12 protein-coding genes are annotated in these 21,598 nt (G+C 62.0%); 3 read left to right on the top strand and 9 right to left on the bottom strand.

Translation table 11 applies throughout. The annotated features are described in order from the left end of the window. Window positions 1-113 precede the first annotated feature (113 nt). From selO to Q8K09_RS01935, 5 genes are all read right to left on the bottom strand, one after another. Complete coding sequence (gene selO / locus Q8K09_RS01955; protein ID WP_305253335.1) at window positions 114-1,574, bottom strand: protein adenylyltransferase SelO; 1,461 nt, start codon at window positions 1,572-1,574, stop codon at window positions 114-116. Between the two features lie 77 nt (window positions 1,575-1,651). Further along, window positions 1,652-5,044: a mechanosensitive channel MscK gene (gene mscK / locus Q8K09_RS01950; protein WP_305253334.1), complete on the bottom strand. Its 3,393-nt coding sequence runs from the start codon at window positions 5,042-5,044 to the stop codon at window positions 1,652-1,654. Window positions 5,045-5,123: 79 nt separating this feature from the next. Continuing rightward, a complete protein-coding gene (locus Q8K09_RS01945; RefSeq protein ID WP_305253333.1) occupies window positions 5,124-6,869 on the bottom strand; it encodes a potassium/proton antiporter in 1,746 nt (581 codons plus the stop codon). Window positions 6,870-7,145: 276 nt separating this feature from the next. Continuing rightward, window positions 7,146-8,948 (bottom strand): acyl-CoA dehydrogenase, encoded by a 1,803-nt coding sequence (locus Q8K09_RS01940; RefSeq protein ID WP_305253332.1) that lies wholly within the window; start codon window positions 8,946-8,948, stop codon window positions 7,146-7,148. Between the two features lie 197 nt (window positions 8,949-9,145). Next, window positions 9,146-10,189, bottom strand: coding sequence for a nitronate monooxygenase family protein (locus Q8K09_RS01935; RefSeq protein WP_305253331.1), 1,044 nt, complete (start codon window positions 10,187-10,189; stop codon window positions 9,146-9,148). 136 nt (window positions 10,190-10,325) lie between these two features. Here Q8K09_RS01935 and Q8K09_RS01930 point away from each other — a divergent pair, with 136 nt between their 5' ends. Both Q8K09_RS01930 and Q8K09_RS01925 read left to right on the top strand, forming a co-directional pair. Then, complete coding sequence (locus tag Q8K09_RS01930; RefSeq protein ID WP_305253330.1) at window positions 10,326-11,171, top strand: 23S rRNA (adenine(2030)-N(6))-methyltransferase RlmJ; 846 nt, start codon at window positions 10,326-10,328, stop codon at window positions 11,169-11,171. A gap of 45 nt (window positions 11,172-11,216) precedes the next feature. Further along, window positions 11,217-12,827, top strand: a complete 1,611-nt coding sequence (locus Q8K09_RS01925; protein ID WP_305253329.1) for an FMN-binding glutamate synthase family protein — start codon at window positions 11,217-11,219, stop codon at window positions 12,825-12,827. Between the two features lie 7 nt (window positions 12,828-12,834). Here Q8K09_RS01925 and msrA read toward each other — a convergent pair whose 3' ends face one another. Both msrA and Q8K09_RS01915 read right to left on the bottom strand, forming a co-directional pair. Beyond that, window positions 12,835-13,464, bottom strand: coding sequence for a peptide-methionine (S)-S-oxide reductase MsrA (gene msrA, locus Q8K09_RS01920; protein WP_305253328.1), 630 nt, complete (start codon window positions 13,462-13,464; stop codon window positions 12,835-12,837). Between the two features lie 90 nt (window positions 13,465-13,554). Beyond that, the gene (locus Q8K09_RS01915; protein WP_305253327.1) at window positions 13,555-16,182 is read right to left on the bottom strand and encodes a bifunctional diguanylate cyclase/phosphodiesterase; all 2,628 of its coding nucleotides are present in this window, start codon (window positions 16,180-16,182) and stop codon (window positions 13,555-13,557) included. A gap of 77 nt (window positions 16,183-16,259) precedes the next feature. Here Q8K09_RS01915 and Q8K09_RS01910 point away from each other — a divergent pair, with 77 nt between their 5' ends. Next, a complete protein-coding gene (locus Q8K09_RS01910) occupies window positions 16,260-16,787 on the top strand; it encodes a hypothetical protein (RefSeq protein WP_305253326.1) in 528 nt (175 codons plus the stop codon). Between the two features lie 290 nt (window positions 16,788-17,077). On the opposite strand, the gene aceF is transcribed toward Q8K09_RS01910, so the two are convergent. Together aceF and aceE are read right to left on the bottom strand one after the other, a co-directional pair. Then, the gene (gene aceF / locus Q8K09_RS01905; protein WP_305253325.1) at window positions 17,078-18,745 is read right to left on the bottom strand and encodes a dihydrolipoyllysine-residue acetyltransferase; all 1,668 of its coding nucleotides are present in this window, start codon (window positions 18,743-18,745) and stop codon (window positions 17,078-17,080) included. Window positions 18,746-18,756: 11 nt separating this feature from the next. After that, window positions 18,757-21,402: a pyruvate dehydrogenase (acetyl-transferring), homodimeric type gene (aceE, locus tag Q8K09_RS01900; RefSeq protein WP_305253324.1), complete on the bottom strand. Its 2,646-nt coding sequence runs from the start codon at window positions 21,400-21,402 to the stop codon at window positions 18,757-18,759. Between the last annotated feature and the right edge of the window lie 196 nt (window positions 21,403-21,598).

Here is a 21,598-nt window from a genome sequence, read left to right as displayed (position 1 = left end):
GCCACGGCATCGGTATCGCTACGCTCAACGGCACGGCACGGCATGGGTATCGCTACGCTCAACGCCATCCTGCGGGTTGGTGGTCGCAGCGTTTTTGAAGAGTGGCGGGCCGCTCAGGACGAGCAGCTGATTTCCAGGTGCTTGCCCCATTCCGGCGGACGCTGGGCGTAGCGCTCGAAGCCGGGTTGTTCGTCGAATGGCCGTGACAGCACCTGGTGCAGTTCGCGCACCGGTGCGTAGTCGCCCTGTTCGGCGGCGTCGATTACGTGTTGGGCCAGGTAGTTGCGCAGGATGTACTTGGGGTTGGCCGCGTGCATGCGCGTGCGCCGTTGTGCCTGGTCGTCGCCGTCGTGCTGGCTGCGTAGCAGGTAATCGGCTGCCCAGGCATCGAACCCCGCGAGGTCGGTAAAGTCTTCGCGCAGGCGCGCCACGGCTTGTGCGGGCGCGCTGTCACCCAGCTCGCGGAAGAAATTGGTGTAGTCCACCGCGCTGCCTTGCATCAGTTGCAGCAGGCGCTGGACCAGCGCGTCGTCGCCAGCGTCGCTGCTGAGCACGCCCAGGCGGCGGCGCATCAGGTCGAGGTAATGCGCCTGGTACAGCGGCAGGAACAGGTTCAGGGTCTCGCGCAGCGCATCGATCTCGACCAGTGGGGTCAGCGCCTGGCCGAGGGCGGCGAGGTTCCACTGGGCGATCGGCACTTGGTTGCTGAAGCTGTAGCGCCCCGTGTCGTCGGAGTGGTTGCAGATGTGTTTGGCGTCGAAGTCATCGAGGAAGGCGTAGGGGCCATAGTCGAAAGTGATGCCGAGGATCGACATGTTGTCGCTGTTCATCACCCCGTGGCAAAAACCATAGGCCTGCCAGTGGGCGATCAGTTCGGCGTTGCGCTCGACCACCTCGCGGAACATCGCCAGATAGGGTTCGGGTTGGGCCAGGCAGGCCGGGAAGTGGCAGTTGAGCACGTGCTCGCCGAGCTGCTTCAGCTGGTCGTGCTGGCGGGTGTAATAGAAGTACTCGAAGTGGCCGAAACGCACATGACTCTGCGCCAGGCGCAGGATCATGGCCGCGCGCTCCTGTTTCTCGCGCCATACCGGGGTGCTCGAGGCGGTCACGCACAGCGCCCGCGAGCTGGGAATGCCGAGGGCGTGCAGGTGTTCGCTGGCGAGGAACTCGCGGATCGATGAACGCAGCACGGCGCGGCCATCGCCCCGGCGTGAGTAAGGCGTCTGCCCGGCGCCCTTGAGATGCAGGTCCCAGTGCTGACCCGCCTCATTCACTGCCTCGCCCAGCAGCAGGCCGCGGCCATCGCCCAGGCGCGGGTTGTAGCTGCCGAACTGGTGGCCGGAATAGACCATGGCCCGCGGCTCGGCCGCGCTCCACAGTTTGTGCCCGGCGAACAGTTGGGCAAATTCCTCGCTGTCGGCCTCACGCGGATCGAGATCGAGCAGGGCCATGGCCGCCGGGCTGACCACTACCACGCGCGGCTCGGCAATCGGCTCGGGCAGCACATGGGTGGAAAAGGCATCGCCGAGCCGGGCGAAGCGATTGTCGAAGGTCAGGTCAGCGAGCGACTTCAAGGCAAACTCCAGGGGTGAAGGCGGCAGGCTCGATCCGCGCGTTGCTCGATCTGTAGGCCCCGAGCAACGCGCGGTGTTTAGTGCGGATCGATTGCGGGTGTCGTCGGGGTGATCGGGTCCTGGTCGGGCTCTGCGGCCGGCTTATTAATCGCGGGCTTGAGCGCGTCGGCCTGGGTTGGTCCCGTGCTCTTGCCGGTGCTCAAGTTGAGTTCCTGGCCCTGTAGGTTCTTGACCATGACTTCGACCTGGTTGAAGGCCATCTCGACGTTGTGCTCGCGGAAGCTCAAGGCGATGCGGGTGAGGATTTCATCGGTGGAGGCATTGCGGTCAGCCAGTTCGCGCACATGGAAGCGTAATTCATAGTCGAAGGTGCTGGCGCTGATCGTCAGGAATAGCACCATGGGTTCCGGGTCGCGCAGCACCCGTGGGTTTTCCACGGCAGCCTGCATCATCAGCTTGCGCGCTAACGCAAGGTCGGTCTCGTAAGCCACGCCAATCTTGATTATCACCCGGGTGATGGTGTCGTTAAGCGACCAGTTGACCAGCTGATCGGTGACGAAAGTCTTGTTCGGGACGATGATTTCCTTGCGATCGAAGTCGGTGATGGTGGTGGCGCGGATACGGATTTTGCTCACCGTGCCGGACAGGTTGCCGATGGTCACCACATCGCCGATGCGTACCGGGCGTTCGAACAGGATGATCAGGCCGGAGATGAAGTTGGCGAAGATCTCCTGTAGGCCGAAGCCGAGGCCGACTGACAGCGCCGCCACCAGCCATTGCAGTTTGTCCCAGCTAACCCCCAGGGTGGACAGGGTGACCACGAAGCCGATGGCGACAATCAGGTAGGACAGCAGGGTGGTGGTGGCATAAGCGCTGCCCTGCGCCAGTTTCAGGCGCGACAGCACCAACACTTCGAGCAGGCCTGGCAGGTTACGTGCCAAGGCCGCGGTGATGCCGACGATGATCAGCGCGCCAAGCACGTCGCTGAGGCTGATGGGCACCAGGCTGGCGGTTTCGCCAGTGCCGCTGCTGTATTCGTAGAGGGTGATGTTGTCCAGGTAGGCGAACACCGTGATCAGGTCGGCCCAGACCCAATACAGCGCGGCAATGAAGGCACCCAGCAAGGCCAGGCGAATCAGGCGCAGCGACTGCTGGTTGACCTGCTCGATGTCCAGCGTCGGCTCTTCGATCACAACGTCGCCGCTTTCGCCCTCGGCAGCCTGTTGGGCCAGGCGTTTGGCAGTGGCGCGTTGGTAGGCCAGACGCCTGGCAGCGACGCTGAGGCCGCGCACGAAGGCGGCTTCGACGAACAGCCAGATCACCAGCAGATAAAGGGTGTCGATCAGTCGGTCGCTGAGTTTCAGTGCGGTGTAGTAGTAGCCGAAGCCGACCGCGATGATCAGGGCCAGCGGCAGCAGACTGAACAGCATGCCGAGGAGTATGCGGAACGCCGATGCATGCTCGCGCGCCGGGCCGCTCAACAGCAGTCGGTGCAACAGCCAGGCCATCAGGCCGTAACAGGCCAGGACCACAGCAATGCCGATGACATCGTCGGCCAGGCTGGCGGGCTGGTGTTCGGCAATGGCCACGACGCCGGCCAGGGCGATGACAACCAGGCCGAGGCGGCGAATCTGTTGGTGGAGGAAGCTTACCTGGGTGCGCGGCCAACGGAAATGCAGCTCAGCCACACCACCTGGCGCGAGAACCCGGTAGACGGTATAGAACACCAGCCAAGCCTGGGCCATCTCGAACAGGGCCGCGCCGAGGTTGACGTTCTGGCCGCGGGCGTCCATTTGCAAGGCAAAGCCGCACAGCGCCAGGAACAGGGTGCCGGGTAGCGCCAGCAGCATGTTGAGGAAAACCGCCAGTGGCGTATGCAGTTGGCTATCGCGCTTGAAGTGACCGATGTCCTGATGCAGTTCGCTGAGCTTGCGGTACAGGTAGCTGCGTTTCCACAGCAGCAGGCCGATCAGTAATAACAGTGGCAAAAACAACAGCGGCCGCTCGATCAGGCCCGCGCCCAGCTCGCGCAGGTTGCTGCCCCACGGCAGGTCGGCTATTTGTCGCTCCAGCAGGCGCGGCATGCTGGCGAACCAATCGAGGTCCAGCGGCTTGTTGCTGGGGATCCAGAACATCTGCTCATCCAGCGTCGCGCGCATGGTGCGGGCGGTACTTTGCAGTTGTTTCTGGTTGAGCTGCAGGGTGATCGACTCGTTGAGCAGGGCATTGAGCTCACGATTAAGCCGGTCGAGCAGTCCGCGGCGTGTATCCATCAGCTCGAGCAGGCTCGCGCGCAATTGTGCGGTGACGTTTTCAGCGGGTTGCTTGGCGAGCAACTGCTCGACATAAGCGGCAGGGTTGCTGAGCAGTTCGCGCTGCTGGGCCAGCTCGAACTGATAAAGGCGTATGTCGGCGATTTCATTGGCCAGGCCGTTGTCCAGGGTCAGCTCGGGCAAGGCCTGTTTTTGCTGATAAAGGATCTTTGACAGCAGCAGGCTGCCTTGCAATACGCTGATCTGCTCATCCAGGGCTTGGTCGCTCTGGTTGAGGGTGTCCAGTTGCTGGCGGGTCTGCAGGTTTTGCTGGGTCAGCTGATTGAGGCGCTCAGTGGAGCGCAACAGGTAGTCGGACAGTTTGAGGTTACGTGTGCTGACACTGGTCAGCAGCTTGTCTGAGCCGGCTTTCTCTGCTTCAAGCGATTGTTCGGCGACGGTTTGCTCGGATAACGTGCGGCGTTTTTCGTTGATCAGCGATTGCAGGTCGAGCAACTCCTGCTCCAGTCGCTTGATGCGCTCATCGAGCACGTCGCGCTGGCTGCTGCCCAAGTCCTGCAGCAAGCTGTTGCCTGCCAGTTCCTCACGTCGCAGCATGGTTTGAGCATTGAGCGCGGCGAGTTCGGCATTGAGCAGGTCACGCCGCTCTGCGGTCAGCGACTTGCCCGCGTCTTTCCCGCTTTTCAGGGCGTTGTTGATCTCTTGGCTGCGTGTTTGATTGCTGCTGATCTCCGCTTGCGCCCGCTCGGGGCGGGTCTGCGCCGTGATGATCAGGCTGTTGGCATCAATGATCTGCCTCTGCCAGTCGTTCAACTGAGCGTTGCGCTCGCTGAGCAACTGCTCCAGTTGGGGTACCTCGGTCTTGGCATAGCGCTGGGTGATCGGGGTGGGTTCGCTGCCCTTGAGGCGGATCAGTTCGCGCTGCGCTTCACCGATCAGTCGCGGTGCTTGTTCGAGTTGCTGCTTGAGGTCGCTGAGGCGCTTTTCGCTGTCAGCCTGCTGGTTGAGCAGCTCAAGGGTTTTTTCCAGCGTCTGCTTGAGCGCCAGTTGCTCGGCCTCCGGCAGCGTGCGGTCAGCCAGGCTTTCCAGGCTGCTCTGCACGTCGGCGCGTAGCGGGGGTTCGGCTGCGAGGCTCGAGGTTGTGCTCAGGCAAAACCCGAGCATAAGTACGGCTAAATAGGTGCGTAGAGAAGGCATGGTCGCGATCGGGCAGCTCGAAAAGATATTGAGTTTACAGGTTGCTGAACGCTTGGCGCAGGAGGTTTGCCGCAGCCCGTCAGAGAAACATGCCGGGCCCCGGACGAGTGCCTTCGGGAAATTTGACGCCGACTTTACGGATCTTGTTCCCTTCCATTGCCGCCACAGTCCAGATCAGGCCCTGCCACTCGACCTGATCGCCAACCACCGGTTCACCGCCGATCTTCTGGCCGATAAAGCGGCCTAGCGTTTGCTGGCCGTTGATGTCAGCCAGTTTCAGGCCGTAGAGAGTGGCAACGGCGCCGAGTTCGGCATCACCTTCGAGGACGAAATCGCCGAAGAAGCGCAGGTCCTGACCGCGTTTGGGGGCCTGGCTGAACAACTTGCCCAAGGCCAGCAGGTCGTGCTCATGGCCGACCACGCAGAGCAGGTCGCCAGCCTCAAGCCGGGTGCTGCCAGAGGGGTGGAGCAGTTCCTTGCCGCGAAACAGCGCAGCGATGCGCGTGCCTTCGGGCATCTTTAACTCACGTAGGGCGGCACCGATGCACCATTTTTCCGCGCCTAGGCGGTAGATAAACAGCTCCCACTGGCTGGTGGGGTGCACGTCCAGGCCGGCGCGCGACACCGGCGCCGGCTCCGGCGGTACGGTGACGCGCAACAGTTTGGCCGCCCAGGGCAGGCTGGTGCCTTGCAGAACCAGGGAGACCAGCACGATGAAGAAGGCCACGTTGAAGAACAGCTGAGCATTCTCCAAGCCAGCCATAAACGGGAACACCGCGAGAATGATCGGCACCGCGCCACGCAGGCCGACCCAGGCGATAAAAACCCGCTCGCGGTCATGGAAACCCTTGAACGGCAGCAGGCCGAGAAAAACCGACAGCGGTCGGGCGAACAGAATCATCCACAGTGCCAGGCCCAGTGCGGGCAAGGCGATCGGCAGCAGTTCATGGGGCGTAACTAGCAGGCCGAGCACCAGGAACATGCCGATCTGGGCCAGCCAGGCCAGGCCGTCGAGCATGTGCAGGATGCCGTGCCGCGAGCGGATCGGCTTGTAGCCGAGCAGCAAGCCACACAGGTAAATCGCCAAAATACCGCTGCCACCCACGGTATTGGTGATAGCGAAAATGATCAGTCCGCCACTGACCACCAGCAAGGGATAGAGGCCGTTGGCCAGTTCCATGCGGTTGACCAGTTTCAGCAGCAGCCAGCCGCCACCCAGGCCAAACAGCGCACCTATACCGAACTGCTGGAGCAGTTGCAGGAGCAGCGACCAGCTCAAACCATCCTGGCCGCTGGCCAGCATGGCGATCAAGGTAACGGTGAGGAACACCGCCATCGGGTCGTTACTACCGGATTCGATTTCCAGGGTGGCGCTGACCCGTTCGTTGAGGCCGCGCCCGCCGAGCAGACTGAACACCGCGGCAGCGTCAGTGGAGCCGACGATGGCGCCGATCAGCAGGCCTTCCATCCAGCTCAGGTTGAACAGCCAGGCAGCAGCCACGCCGGTCAACCCGGCGGTCAGCAGCACGCCGAACGTGGCCAGCGACAAAGAGGGCCACAGGGCCACGCGGAAGCTGGATACGCGGGTACGCATGCCACCATCGAGCAGGATGATCGCTAGCGCCAGGTTGCCCACCAGGTAGGCCAGCGGGTAATTGTCGAAGAGAATACCGCCGGGGCCGTCGGTGCCGGCAAGCATGCCGACGCCGAGGAAAATCACCAGGATGGGAATGCCGAAACGCGAACCGAAGGCGCTGACCAGGATGCTCAACGCCACCAGCAATGCACCGATCAAGAACAGATTATTGATGGTGCTGGCGTCCAAGGAAGTACTCCGGATCGAAAGGCGGGTGCACCGATATGCATGGTGCGTGCCATGGATTCTAACCGTTGACCTTGCCTGGCTGTCAAAAAAAAGGCCTCTCACCTGTTAACTGTTGCAAGGAGATAGGCCGAGTCGTGTTGCCTATGGCCTGATGCGACGCTGCCCGGCAGCCTGCCGGGCTTCGCTGGGCTCAATCTGCGCGTCGCATGCAACAGCTAGCGGGCACATGCCCAGAAAATGCCTCATGACAGCGAGGCGTCATTCTTCCCGGCTGTTTTAGAACCAGGCCTCTTGCATGCCCAGGCAGGTATCGTCGCGCGCTTCGAGGATGGCCAGGTCGTGGTGGCAGCTTGGCACTTCCCAGGTCAGGAAGTAACGCGCAGCCTGCAGCTTGCCTTGGTAGAAGTCGACATCGGCGGGGTTGCCGCGCGCCAGGCCTTCTTCCGCGCGAATCGCCTGTTCCAGCCAGCGCCAGCCGATCACGGTATGGCCGAACACCTTGAGGTACAGCGCCGAGTTGGCCAGGCCTTCATTCACTTTGCCGCTCATCAAGTCGCCCAGCAGCGCCAGGGTCACGGTTTGCAGGCGTGCCAGCAGTTGCTCCAGCGGCTGGCGCAGGGCCGTCAGCGAAGCATGCTCCTCGGCGCGCTGGCAGGTGCCGTGGATCAGCTTGAGCAACTGCTTGAGCGCCGCGCCGCCGTTCATCGACACCTTACGGCCGAGCAGGTCGAGGGACTGGATGCCGTGGGTGCCTTCATGGATCGGGTTGAGGCGGTTGTCGCGGTAGTACTGCTCCACCGGGTAATCGCGGGTGTAGCCGTGGCCGCCGAGAACCTGGATCGCCAGTTCGTTGGCCTTGAGGCAGAACTCCGACGGCCAGGATTTGACGATCGGGGTCAGCAGGTCGAGCAGCTCCAGGGCAATGCGGCGCTCTTCCTCGGTCTCCAGGGTCAGGGTGTCGTCGAACAGCCGCGCGGCGTACAGGCCGAGGTCGAAGGAACCTTCCACGTAGGCTTTCTGGGTGAGCAGCATGCGCCGTACGTCAGCGTGCTCGATGATCGCCACCTGGCTGGAGGCCGGGTCCTTGCCATCCGGCAGGCGACCTTGCGGGCGCTGACGGGCATAGTCCAGCGAGTACAGGTAGCCGGCATAGCCGAGCATTACCGCGCCCATGCCGACGCCGATGCGCGCCTCGTTCATCATCTGGAACATGTAGCTCAGGCCGTGGTGCGGCTTGCCCACCAGGTACGCCACGCAGTCGCCGTTATCACCAAAATTCAGCGCGGTGGAGGTAGTGCCGCGCCAGCCCATCTTGTGGAACAGCCCGGCCAATACCACGTCGTTACGCTGGCCCAGGCTGCCATCATCGTTGACCAGAAATTTGGGCACGATAAACAGGCTGATGCCTTTAACGCCAGGCGGCGCATCCGGCAGCTTGGCCAGCACCATGTGCACGATGTTTTCCGACAGAGGATGGTCGCCACCGGAGATAAAGATCTTGTTGCCCTTGAGCCGGTAGCTGCCGTCTTCGGCCGGTTCGGCGCGGGTGCGGATGTCCGACAGCGAGGAGCCTGCATGCGGCTCGGTCAAGGCCATGGTGCCGAAGAAGCGGCCATCGATCATCGGCTGCAGGAAGCGCTGCTTCTGCTCGGCGCTGCCGAAGTTCTCGATCAGGTTGGCCGCGCCCATGGTCAGGAACGGATACGAGGTGGTCGCCGCGTTGGCCGACTGGAAGTGCGCAAAGCAGGCCTGCGACAACAGGTTGGGCAACTGCATGCCGCCCACCTCGAACTCGCGGGTGGCATTCAGGAAACCCGCTTCAAGGAAGGCATCCACCGCCGGTTTCACTTCGGGGATCAGCACCGCGGCACCGTCGACATACTCCGGCTCGTGTTCGTCGTTCTTGCGGTTGTGCGGGGCAAACAGGTTTTCCGCGATGCTGCGGGCGGTGTCGATGGCCGCGTCAAAGGTTTCGCGGCTGTGTTCAGCGAAACGTTCGCGCTGGGTCAGGCCTTCGGCGTCCAGCACTTCGTAGAGCTCGAAGGCCAGGTTGCGGGAACTGAGCAGAGACTCGGACATGGGTGTACCTCCGGTTGCGATGGGCCGAGTCTAAGCAGCTGCGCGCGCGCCTCCCAGCACTATTAATGAGCGTGATAACGGGGCGTTGGGCCGGGGCGGTTGAGTAGGGTGGATGACGCTTTTTTCATCCACCCGATCGCAACGGTGGATGGGTGAAGCGTCATCCACCCTACGAGGTTGCTCCGTGGCGTTCTTGCTTACTGGATAAATCCCTGCGCCAGCTCGCGGGTCAGCGCGGCGGCGCTGATGGCCTTGCAGCCGCTGACATTCTGCCCGGCCCAGAGCGGCGAGAAATCACCGCTGCCCTGGCTTTCCGCTTTGGCTCGCAGTGGCGCAATGGCTGCCGTGGCCAGGGGGAAGGCCGGCGCGAGCGGGCTGATCGGCCCCAGCTCACGCATCACTCGATTGACGATGCCGCGTGCCGGGCGGCCGCTGAACAGGTTGGTCAGGGCGGTGTGCGCCGCCGCCTGGCTTTGCAGGGCGGCGCGGTGAATCGCGCTGGTGCTGGCTTCAACGCAGCACAGGTAAGCGGTGCCAATCTGCACGCCCGCCGCGCCGAGGGCCATGGCCGCACGCACGCCCTGAGCATCGGCAATCCCGCCAGCGGCGATTACCGGCAAACGCACCGCTTGAACGATCTGCGGCAGCAAGGCGAAGGTGCCGAGTTGGCTGCTTAGCTCATCGCTGAGAAACATGCCACGATGCCCGCCGGCTTCCAGGCCTTGGGCGATGATCGCGTCGGCACCATGCGCCTCAAGCCACAGGGCTTCCTCGACGGTGGTCGCCGAGCTGAGAATTTTTGCTCCGCAAGCGCGCACCCGTTGCAGTAAGTCGGCGCTGGGCAGGCCGAAGTGAAAACTCACTACCGGCGGGCGAAACTCATCGAGCAGATCGGCCATGTCGGTACTAAACGGCTGCCGACCAGGGCTGGCCGCGATATGGGCCGAATCCAGGCCAAGCTCGGCATAGTAAGGCGCCAATGCCTCGCGCCAGGCAGCCTCGCGCAGCGCATCGGCTGGCGCCTGGGTGTGACAGAAGAAGTTGAGGTTGTTGGGCTTGCGGGTCTTGGCTGTCAGCGCCGTCAGCTCTGCACGCAACCCGTCGCTGTCGAGCATGGCGCAGGGCAGCGAGCCGAGGCCGCCGGCATTTGATACGGCTACGGCCAGTGCATGGTTTTGCACCCCGGCCATGGGCGCCTGGATCAATGGCAGGTCGATACCCAGCAGCTGTTGCAGTGGCATTAGGTCAGGCTCCGTGGGGTTTTCTTGCATCAGGACGCATAACCATAGCCAGTTGCAGCTGGCCGTGGCCAGTGCAAATGCTGGCGCGGCAGTTGCAGGCAGCCTGTTAAACTGTGCGGCCACAGGAGTCCGCCCGATGAATTACCGTCACGCCTTTCACGCCGGCAATCATGCCGATGTACTGAAACACTATGTATTGAGCCGCCTGATCGCCCTGCTTTCACGCAAGGAGGCGCCGTTCGCCTACCTCGACAGCCACGCTGGCGTTGGCCTGTACGACTTGCAAGGTGATCAGGCCAGCCGCACCGGCGAGTGGCTGCAAGGCATCGCACGCTTGTGGCAGGCCACGGATGTTCCGGACCCGCTGCTCGACTACCTGGAAGTGATCCGCGCCATGAACCCGGGTGGCGTGCTGCGCCATTACCCCGGCTCGCCGGAGCTGGCGCGCATGCTGACGCGCGAACAGGATCGTCTGCACCTCAACGAGAAACACCCGGAAGACGGCCGCCTGCTCAAGGAAAACATGGCCGGCGACCGCCGCGTTGCCGTGCACCTTGGCGAAGGCTGGCACGTGGCGCGTGCCCTGCTGCCGACCCGCGAGAAGCGTGCGCTGTTGCTGATCGACCCGCCTTTCGAGCAGGCCGACGAGCAGGAGCGTTGCGTACAGGCCTTGAATGAAGCCATTGGCCGGATGCGTCAGGCGGTGGTGGCGATCTGGTATCCGATCAAGGAGCTGGGCCAACTCCGGCGCTTCTATCGCGACCTAGGCAAGAGCAGCGCGCCCACGCTGCTACGCATCGAGCTCTATGTGCACCCCGCCGATGACGCCCAGCGCCTGAACGGTTCCGGCCTGGTGATCAGCAATCCGCCCTGGGGCCTGGAGGAGGAGCTCAAGCAGGTTCTGCCCTGGCTCACCACCTTGCTCGGGCAAAGCCAGGCCGGCTGGCGCATGGACTGGCTAATCGAGGAAAAGACCGCTTAAGTCATTCAGGTGTCGCGAGGACCAGTCTGTTTGCCGGGAGTCGATATGAATGTGTCGTTGTTGAACCGTTATGCCTGCTTCGCGTTCTGCGTGTTGTTCACCGTGGCCAGCCTGCCTTTTGTCGGTGCGCATGAGTGGCTGTGGGGGCTGACGTCGATCACCGCCCTGCTCAGTGCGGTAGGTATCAATGACCTGCTGCAGACGCGCCAGGCGGTGCGGCGCAACTACCCGATTCTCGGCAATATTCGCTACCTGGTTGAGGCGATTCGTCCGGAGATCCGCCAGTACCTGCTGGAGGCCGACGGCGATCAATTGCCGTTCTCCCGTGCCCAGCGTTCGCTGGTCTATGCGCGGGCCAAGAACCAGAGTGCAGACAAGGCGTTCGGTACCTTGGCCGATGTCTACCAGAGTGGCTTTGAGTTCATCGGTCACTCCATGCTGCCAGCCCTGCACGTCGACCCTGGAACGTTTCGGGTGAGCATTGGCGGGCCGCAATGCACCCAGCCGTATTCGGCGTCGCTGTTCAATATCTCCGCAATGAGCTTTGGTTCGCTCAGCGCCAACGCCATTCGTGCGTTGAATCAGGGCGCCAAGCTGGGCGGTTTCTATCACGACACCGGTGAGGGCAGCATTAGCCCCTATCACCGTGAGCACGCCGGTGATCTGGTGTGGGAGTTGGGTAGCGGTTATTTCGGTTGTCGCCATGCGGATGGCAGTTTCGATCCGCAGCGGTTTGCCGAGCAGGCGGCAAATCCGCAGGTGAAAATGATCGAGATCAAGCTGTCTCAGGGTGCCAAGCCGGGGCATGGCGGCATTTTGCCCAAGCACAAGGTCAGTGCTGAGATTGCCCTGACCCGTGGCGTGCCAATGGGCCAGGATTGTGTTTCGCCGGCGCGGCACAGTGCCTTTGCCACGCCTATCGAGCTGCTGCAGTTCATTGCCAAACTGCGTGCGTTGTCTGCGGGTAAGCCGGTGGGTTTCAAGTTCTGCCTAGGGCATCCCTGGGAATTCATGGGCATCGCCAAAGCCATGCTGGAAACCGGGATCCTGCCGGACTTTATCGTGGTGGACGGCAAGGAGGGCGGCACCGGCGCCGCGCCGCTGGAATTCACCGACCATATCGGCGTACCGCTGCGCGAAGGCCTGCTGTTTGTGCACAACACCCTGGTCGGTATCGGCTTGCGTGAGCAGATCAAGATTGGTGCCAGCGGCAAGATTGTCAGCGCTTTTGACATTGCCAGCGTGCTGGCGCTGGGGGCTGACTGGGCCAACTCGGCGCGTGGTTTCATGTTCGCCCTCGGCTGCCTGCAGAGCCAGGCGTGCCACACCAACAAATGCCCGACCGGCGTGGCCACCCAGGATCCGTTGCGCCAGCGCGCTTTGGTGGTGCCGGACAAGGCCGAGCGGGTCCGCAGTTTTCACCACAATACCCTCAAAGGGCTGGCCGAGATGCTTGCGGCTGCAGGCCTTGAGCATCCCGAGCAGCTGGAGGCCAAGCACCTGGTGCGGCGCATGTCGGCCAGCGAGATCAAGCTGTATTCGCAGCTGCATGTGTTTCTCGCGCCGGGTGAACTGCTCAGCGGCGAGGTCTCGGGCGAGTTCTACTCGCGCATGTGGCAGATGGCCCAGGCCAGCAGTTTTTCTCCGCGGCAATGACCCGCCGTTACGCCGGCAGGCACACGCCTGTGCCGCCTAGCCCGCAATAGCCACCGGGGTTTTTTGCCAGGTATTGCTGGTGGTAGGCCTCGGCGTAGTAGAAGGGCGGTGCTTCGGCGATTTCGCTGGTGATGGTGCCGAACCCGGCCTGCTCCAGCTCGGCTTGAAACTGTGCCCGGCTGGCTTCGGCGGCGGCCAGTTGCTCGGCACCATAGCAGTAGATCGCCGAGCGGTACTGGCTGCCGATGTCGTTGCCCTGGCGCATGCCCTGGGTCGGATTGTGTGCTTCCCAGAAAACTTTCAGCAGCGCCGCGTAGCTGGTCTGCTGCGGGTCGAACACCACCAGTACCGCTTCGGTATGCCCGGTCAGGCCGGAGCAGGCTTCCTCGTAGGTCGGGTTGGGCGTATGGCCGCCCGCGTAGCCGACGGCAGTGGTCCAGACGCCAGGTTGTTGCCAGAAGCGTCGCTCGGCGCCCCAGAAACAGCCGAGAGCGAATACCGCTTGTTGCAAGCCAGCCGGGAATGGCGCCTGCAGGGGGTGGCCGTTGACGTAGTGGGCGTTCGGCACTGGTAGGGGCGTGTCACGGCCAGGCAGGGCCTGCTCGGCGCTGGGTAGTTCGTGCGAGTGAAGGGGCATGGGTTATGTCCTCGATATGAGCATGTGTGAATAGGCCCGCGCGACGGGCGCAGCATTCCAGGTCGGTGCAGGCATCCGGCGCTGCTTGGTCTAGCTCTGGCGTTGATAGCGTTTAAGGCTGCTCACCAGTTCGCCCCCGGCGATCGGTCGGTCGAACAGGTAGCCCTGGCCGATGTCGCAGTGCTGGCGTCGCAGAAAGCTCAGCTGCGCGGCGGTTTCGATGCCTTCGGCGACGACTTTGAGTTTTAGTTTGTGCGCCATGGCGATCACTGCCGAGGTGATCTCCATGTCGTCCTGGTTTTCTGGAATGTCCTTGATGAAGCTGCGATCGATCTTGATCACATCAATGGGGTATTTCTTCAGGTAGCTGAGCGACGAATAACCGGTGCCGAAATCGTCCATGGCCAGGGTCAGGCCCAGGCTTTTCAAGCGGCTGAGCTGGTGGCGGGTGTCGGCAGTGGCTTCCAGCAGCAGGCTTTCGGTCAACTCCAGCTCCAGCAAGCTGGGTGGCAGCAGTTCCTCGTGCAGGATCGCGGCGATCGAGCCAACCAGGTCGGGGTCGGAGAACTGCTTGGGCGACAAATTAATCGCCACTTGCAGGTTGCCCAAGCCAGCAGCGGTCAACTGTTTGCTCATGCGGCAGGCCTGGCGTGCGACCCACTTGCCTATGGGGATGATCAGCCCGGTCTCCTCGGCCACACCGATGAACTGGTCCGGCTGGATCATACCTTTCTCTGGGTGGTGCCAGCGCAGCAGCGCCTCCATGCCAATCAGTTGGCCGGTTTTCAGGCACAGCTTGGGTTGGTAGAACACCTCCAGTTCGTTCTGGGTCAGCGCAAGGCGCAGGTTGTTTTCGACGAACAGTTTGTAGTCGGCCTCGGCGTTGAGTGCCTCGGTAAAGACCTGTAGTTGGTGTTTGCCGTTGGCTTTGGCCTTGTGCAGCGCCAGGCCCGCATGCTTCATCAGGGCGTGTGGGTCTGCCCCGTGTTCAGGCACGCTGACCACGCCTATAGAGCCGGTAACGCTTATCAATTGATTGTCGACGAACAGGGGTTTGTCCAGGATATGCAGTACTTGGTGGGCCAGCTTTTGGGCGCCAGCCAGGTCGGCGGCATCCAGCAGGATGGCGAATTCGTTGCTGGCGAAGCGCGCGAGTGTGCCTGTTGACGGGAGGCTGTTGCGCAAGCGGCGGGCCAGTCTGATGAGTAGCTTGTCGCCAGTCTGGTGGCCGAGGCTGTCGTTGATCCGCTTGAAATTGTCGATGTCGACTAGCAGCAGGCTGAACGGCTTGCCGTCGGCGCTGGCAAAACGCTGTTCCAGTGCGCGGATAAAGGCGTAGCGGTTACCCAAACCGGTGAGGTTGTCGCTGTAGGCCAAGCGCTCTATGCGTTGCTGGGCTTGTTTGGTGTCGGTAATGTCTTCGTAGATACCGATGTAATGGGTCAAGGTGCCGTCATCGGCATGCACCTTGGAAATCGAGAGTTGCCCCCAGTAGGGCTCAAGGTTCTTGCGCCGGTTCTTGAACTCGCCCTGCCAGCTATTGTGCTCGGCCAGGCCGGCGCGGGCATTGAAGAGGATATCGCTGAGGTTTTCCAGGGCTGGCAACTCGGACAGGCGTCGGCCTTGAACCTCGGCCGAACTGTACAGAGTAATGGCGGTGAAGCTCGGGTTGACGTATTCCACCAGTCCATCGTGATCAATCAGGATAAAGGCGCTGGCGCTTTGCTCAACCGCGCGCTTGAACAGGTGCAACTCACTGGTGGCGCTGCGCCGTTGCTGATTGCTCAGCACTTGTGCGTATTGGTCGGCCAGCTCTCCGGCAAAGGCAATCTCGTCGGCCTGCCAGATTCTTCGAGAGCCGATGTGCTCCAGGCACAATACGCCGACTACTTCGCCGCCGACCCGGATGCTGGCATCAAGCATGGCCATGATCGCCGTCGGCAGCAGGTAGCCCGCAGACATCTCACGAGTGCGCGGATCGAGTGACGCATCGCGGGCGTCGATCGCACGACCACCTTGCAGTGCTCGCAGATAGTCGGGGTATGCGCTGATATCGATCGGCAATGCGTGCTCGTAGCAGTCGAGGTCGCGGCGAAACAGGGCTACGGGCTCAAGGTTGGCGCCATTCAGGTTCCAGATGCTTGCTCGCGCTACGTCATACGCGCCACAAGCTGTGCGCGTGATCAGTTCGGCGGCTTCTTGCAACGGGTCACTGCTGGAGTAGCGCTGGCGCGCCAGGCGCACTATCAGGCTTTGCTGGGCCTGCGAACGCTGCTGGCGCTGCTGATCTTCGCTGCTCGACGCCGCTTGGGTGTGAGCGCAGGACTCAGGGGTAACCATCAGGTAACCGCGCAGCAGATGACGGCCGTGCTGCTTGAACGGCTCGCCCGTTTCCATCAGGCAGACAGGGCCGTGCGCGGTATGCAGGGTGTAGTTCACCAGGTAATGCGGCTGTTGCGCCAGTTGCAACTGGATGTTGTCATGCAGTCGATGGCGAGCCTCAGGCTCCATCAGGCAGGCATAGGGAGCCTCGATCAGCGCGCAGAGTTCGCTGGCAGGAATGCCGAACGGGCCTTCGCAGGCCGGATCGAGAAACAGCAGCGCCCAGCTTGCCTCGTTCAAGCGCTCGAAACGCAACATGCCGAGCCTCGACGGTACTGGCAACTGTGTCACAACCTCGGATGCTAACCGGCTCACGGCATCGGGATGACTTTTCATCAAGCGGTTGGCTTCCAGTATGCTGGCTGTTGCGAGGGTTAAGCCCACTTCACTATGGCGTTGAGTAAGGGTGCATCATGCATTTGCGACTGACAAGAAAACTAATTCATACAGTGTTTTTGCTTGGCTGTCTGGTTGCACCACCGGCTTTGGCTAGCGAGCCAGCGGCGGGGCTCAGCAGCGCCGAGCAGGACCGCTATCTGGCCGGCTTGCAGCGTCTGTACCTGAACCAGGACGAACGCCAGGTTTTGTTGTTGCACAGTAATTCGCTGCTCACCACGTATGCCCTGCGCGCCGGTTATCAGGTTGGCCAGGCGCAGCGGCAGGACCTCATTTATCAGCTGCGCCTGGGCGCGCCCGGCGAGCTGCTGCTACGCGAGGAAATCCGCGGGCAGGGCAGCGACATGGCCGTACGTAACCAGCGCATTGGCGTGTTCGGGGTCGACCCGTTTATCCGTTACGACTGCCCGCCCAGCGGCATCAGCTGTGTTGTGTTCAGTCCGCTCGACGGCAGCCCGCTGCTGACCATCGTGCGCGATCACCAGGGCGCAGCTGAGCTGGCCAAGGCGCTGAGTTTTCTGATCCGCAAGGTGCAGCGGGGTTAAGGTGCTTCGCTCACAGGGCGCCGTGAACGGGATCCATCAAAAGTTTCGCGGACAAGTCCGCTCCCACACGTTCACCATGTAGGAGGGGACTTGTCGGCGAGTGCGTTCGCCGGGACGCCATCGTTCAGACCTGCTTGCGCCAAGCGCCGGCCAGCAAGGACTAGGCGTCCCCCTGGTTCCGGCATGGGATTACTGCATGCAATCTAGCAACAGTTAGCCGGTACATAGCCCAAAAAAAACCCCGCCAAACAGGGCGGGGTTGAGGAACGAGCGTGGCGTGCTCGAAAAAGTTACAGCAGCATGGTGCGGATATCTGCCAGCACTTCGCCTAGACGCTTGGTATAGCGTGCGGCAGCAGCGCCGTTGATTACGCGATGGTCGTAGGACAGCGACAGCGGCAGCATCAGCTTGGGCTGGAACACCTTACCGTCCCAGACTGGCTGGATGGTCGCCTTGCTCACGCCAAGAATCGCCACTTCCGGCGCGTTGACGATCGGCGTAAAGCCGGTGCCGCCAATGTGGCCGAGGCTGGAGATGGTGAAGCAGGCACCCTGCATGTCATCGGCCGACAGCTTCTTGGTGCGGGCTTTTTCCGCCAGTACCGCTGCCTCGGCAGCAAGCTGCAGCAGGCTCTTCTGGTCGACGTTCTTGATTACCGGGACCAACAGACCATCCGGGGTGTCCACGGCGAAGCCGATGTTCACGTATTTCTTACGGATGATCGCCTTGCCGCTCGGTGCCAGCGAGCTGTTGAAGTCTGGCAGTTCCTTGAGCAGGAAGGCGCAGGCCTTGAGCAGCAGCGGCAGCACGGTGAGCTTGACCCCGGCTTTCTCGGCCACGCCTTTCTGCGCGACGCGGAAGGCTTCCAGCTCGGTGATGTCGGCTGAGTCGAATTGGGTCACATGCGGCACATTGAGCCAGCTGCGGTGCAGGTTGGCGGCGCCGACCTGCATCAGGCGGGTCATGGCCACTTCTTCGATTTCACCGAACTTGCTGAAATCCACCACCGGGATCGGCGGGATCCCTGCGCCACCGGTGGCGCCGCCAGTTGCGCCAGCAGGCGCCTCCTTGGCCTTTTGCATCATGGCCTTGACATGCACCTGCACGTCTTCCTTGAGGACTCGGCCTTTCGGCCCGCTGCCAGGCACGGCAGACAGCTCAACACCGAAGTCGCGTGCCAGCTGACGAACGGCCGGGCCAGCATGCACCTTATTGCCGCTGGCGACAGCCGGCGCAGCAGCTGCACTGGCGGCGGCTGCCGATAGTTTGGCTATCGCGTTGACCTCGGCGACGACGGCAGGGTCGGCGCCAGCAGGGGTTTTGTGCCCTTCGGTCGTTTGCGCTGCAGCGGGCGCTGCAGGAGCTGCTGCAGCTGCACCCGCGACTTTTAGCGTGAGGATGAAATCGCCAGTACCGACTTCGTCTTCCAGTTTGACGCGGATGCTTTCCACCACGCCGGCAGCCGGCGAGGGGATTTCCATGCTGGCCTTGTCTGACTCCAGGGTGATCAGCGACTGGTCAACTTCGACGCTATCGCCGACCTTGACCAGTACTTCGATAACCCTGGCTTTGCCGTCCGAGCCGATATCCGGCACGTGGATTTCCTCCACGCTGCTGCTGGCCGGTGCGGCTAGCGCAGGTGCTGCGGCCTGTGCCGGAGCTGCAGCCGCTTGGGGCGCTTCAGCGGGTGCCGCGGCGGGGGCTTCTGGTGCTGCTTCGGCAGCGCCTTCGACTTCCAGCTCCAGCAGCTCATCGCCCTCTTTCAGGCTGTCGCCGAGTTTGACCTTCAGGCTCTTGATTACCCCGGCTTTGGGCGCCGGGATTTCCATGCTGGCCTTGTCCGATTCCAGGGTCAGCAGGCTCTGATCGGCCTCGATGCGATCACCAACCTTGACCATCAGTTCGATGACTTCACCCTCACCACCACCGATGTCGGGTACGCGAATCAATTCACTCATCGTTTCGCTCCTTAGCAGTCCAGTGGGTTGATTTTTTTCGGGTTTATACCGAACTTGGCGATGGCTTCAGCCACCACTTTCGGTTCGATATCACCACGGTCGGCGAGAGCCTCAAGGGCGGCCAGAACCACCCAGTTGCGATCCACTTCGAAGAAGTGACGCAGTTTCTTGCGGCTGTCGCTGCGGCCGAAGCCGTCGGTGCCCAGCACCTTGAATTCCTTGCTTGGCACCCACTGGCGAATCTGATCGGCGAACAGCTTCATGTAGTCGGTGCTGGCGATGACCGGGCCTTGGCGGCCAGTCAGGCACTGCTCGACATACGACAGCTTGGGCTTCTGCTCGGGATGCAGGCGGTTGTCGCGCTCTACGGCCAGGCCGTCGCGACGCAGTTCGTTGAAGCTGGTGACGCTCCACACATCGGAACCGACGTTGAACTCTTCGCGGAGGATTTTCGCCGCTTCGCGCACTTCACGCAGGATGGTGCCGGAGCCGAGTAGCTGTACGTGGTGCGCCGCTTCCTTCTTGTCCTCTTCGAGCAGGTACATGCCCTTGATGATGCCTTCCTCGACACCCGCGGGCATGGCTGGCTGCTGATAGGACTCGTTCATCACGGTGATGTAGTAGAAGACGTCCTGTTGCTCTTCGGTCATCTTCTTCATGCCGTCCTGAATGATCACCGCCAGCTCATAGCCGTAGGTTGGATCAAAGGTGCGGCAGTTGGGGATGGTCGAGGCCATGATGTGGCTGTGACCGTCTTCGTGCTGCAGGCCTTCACCGTTCAGGGTGGTGCGTCCGGCGGTGCCGCCGATCAGGAAGCCGCGGGTGCGGCTGTCGCCAGCGGCCCAGGCCAGGTCACCGATGCGCTGGAAGCCGAACATCGAGTAGAAAATGTAGAACGGCAGCATCGGCTGGTTGTGGCAGCTGTAGCTGGTGCCCGCGGCGATGAAAGAACTCATGGCGCCAGCTTCGTTGATACCTTCCTCGAGAATCTGACCCTTCTTGTCCTCGCGGTAGAACATCACCTGGTCTTTATCCACCGGCTCATAGAGCTGGCCGACCGAGGAGTAGATACCGAGCTGACGGAACATGCCTTCCATGCCGAAGGTGCGCGCCTCGTCCGGGATGATCGGCACGATGCGTGAGCCGATGTCCTTGTCCTTGACCAGCTGCGCAAGGATGCGCACGAAGGCCATGGTGGTGGAGATTTCGCGGTCGCCCGAGCCATCGAGGATGGCCTTGAGGGTATTCAGTGGCGGCGTCGGGATGCTGAAGCTCTTGGCCCGGCGCTGCGGCACAAAACCGCCCAGTGCGGCGCGGCGCTCGCTCAGGTAGCGCGCTTCGGCGCTGCCTTCTTCCGGCTTGATGAACGGCAGGCTTTCCAGCTCGTCGTTTTTTACCGGGATGTCGAAGCGGTCGCGGAACTGCCTGAGGCTGTCGACATCGACCTTCTTGGTGTTGTGTGCGGTGTTCTTCGCTTCGCCCGCACCGGTGCCATAGCCCTTGACGGTCTTGGCCAGGATCACGGTCGGCTGGTCTTTGTGGTTGACCGCCTGGTGGTAGGCCGCATACATCTTGTACGGGTCGTGGCCGCCGCGGTTGAGCTTCCAGATCTCGTCATCGGACAGGTCGGCAACCATCGCCTTGAGTTCCGGCGAGTTGAAGAAGTGCTCGCGGACGAACGCGCCGTCCTTGGCCTTGTAGTTCTGGTACTCGCCGTCGATGACTTCGTCCATGCGGCGCTGCAGGATGCCGTCGACGTCTTTGGCCAGCAGCGGGTCCCAGAAACGCCCCCAGACCACTTTGTTGACGTTCCAGCCACCACCACGGAACACGCCTTCGAGTTCCTGGATGATTTTGCCGTTACCACGTACCGGGCCATCAAGACGCTGTAGGTTGCAGTTGATGACGAAGATCAGGTTGTCGAGCTTCTCGCGGCCAGCCAGGGAGATAGCGCCGAGGGATTCCGGCTCGTCGCACTCGCCGTCGCCCAGGAAGCACCAGACTTTCTGCTTGCCGGCCGGGATAAAGCCGCGCGCTTCCAGGTACTTCATGAAGCGTGCCTGGTAGATCGCCTGGATTGGGCCCAGGCCCATGGATACGGTCGGGAACTGCCAGAAGTCCGGCATCAACCAGGGGTGCGGGTAGGACGACAGGCCTTGGCCATCGACTTCCTGGCGGAAGTTGTTCATCTGGTCTTCAGTGATGCGGCCTTCCATGAAGGCGCGGGCGTAAACGCCGGGTGATGCGTGGCCCTGGAAGAACACCAGATCGCCGCCGTGCTCTTCGGTAGGTGCCTGGAAGAAGTAGTTGAAGCCGATGTCATACAGGGTCGCCGAGGAGGCGAAACTGGAAATATGGCCGCCCAGGTCGGAATCTTTCAGGTTGGTGCGCATCACCATCGCCAACGCGTTCCAGCGTACCAGCGAGCGAATGCGGCGTTCCATGAACAGGTCGCCAGGCATGCGTGCTTCGTGGGTTACCGGGATGGTGTTGCGGTACGGCGTGGTGATCGCATAGGGCAACTGGGAACCACTGCGGGTGGCCAGTTCGCCCAGGCGAGTCATCAGGTAATGTGCGCGGTCTTCGCCTTCCTTGTCGAGGACAGACTCAAGGGCGTCCAGCCATTCCTGGGTTTCGACGGGATCGAGGTCTTGCATGGCTTGCTCCAGGGCGGAAAGGCTTCCAGAATCGGAGGCCAGGGGCGTGACCGGCTTTGTGGGCGGGCACGTGAATTCTTGGATGTGCCGGAGATAGGACCGGCTCTGTGTAGTTTTACTACATATCGACGGCAATTTCAGCCCTTTGAATAGATTTTCTCGTAGCAAAACTACACTTTATTTGTCTGTTTGTTGC

This window comes from Pseudomonas sp. (assembly GCF_030683065.1).
Lineage (GTDB): Bacteria > Pseudomonadota > Gammaproteobacteria > Pseudomonadales > Pseudomonadaceae > Aquipseudomonas.
The sequence above is the reverse complement of the archived record's forward strand: the minus strand, read 5'-3'. Positions and strand labels throughout refer to the sequence as shown.

What these genes read in the sequence shown, in the direction of transcription:
- msrA (WP_305253328.1), bottom strand. Translation starts at nt 13,464, where the DNA reads ATGCCCCTTCACTCGCACGAACTACCCAGCGCCGAGCAGGCCCTGCCT.
- mscK (WP_305253334.1), bottom strand. Translation starts at nt 5,044, where the DNA reads ATGCCTTCTCTACGCACCTATTTAGCCGTACTTATGCTCGGGTTTTGC.
- Q8K09_RS01925 (WP_305253329.1), top strand. Translation starts at nt 11,217, where the DNA reads ATGAATGTGTCGTTGTTGAACCGTTATGCCTGCTTCGCGTTCTGCGTG.
- aceE (WP_305253324.1), bottom strand. Translation starts at nt 21,402, where the DNA reads ATGCAAGACCTCGATCCCGTCGAAACCCAGGAATGGCTGGACGCCCTT.
- Q8K09_RS01915 (WP_305253327.1), bottom strand. Translation starts at nt 16,182, where the DNA reads ATGAAAAGTCATCCCGATGCCGTGAGCCGGTTAGCATCCGAGGTTGTG.
- Q8K09_RS01940 (WP_305253332.1), bottom strand. Translation starts at nt 8,948, where the DNA reads ATGTCCGAGTCTCTGCTCAGTTCCCGCAACCTGGCCTTCGAGCTCTAC.
- aceF (WP_305253325.1), bottom strand. Translation starts at nt 18,745, where the DNA reads ATGAGTGAATTGATTCGCGTACCCGACATCGGTGGTGGTGAGGGTGAA.
- Q8K09_RS01930 (WP_305253330.1), top strand. Translation starts at nt 10,326, where the DNA reads ATGAATTACCGTCACGCCTTTCACGCCGGCAATCATGCCGATGTACTG.
- Q8K09_RS01935 (WP_305253331.1), bottom strand. Translation starts at nt 10,189, where the DNA reads ATGCCACTGCAACAGCTGCTGGGTATCGACCTGCCATTGATCCAGGCG.
- Q8K09_RS01910 (WP_305253326.1), top strand. Translation starts at nt 16,260, where the DNA reads ATGCATTTGCGACTGACAAGAAAACTAATTCATACAGTGTTTTTGCTT.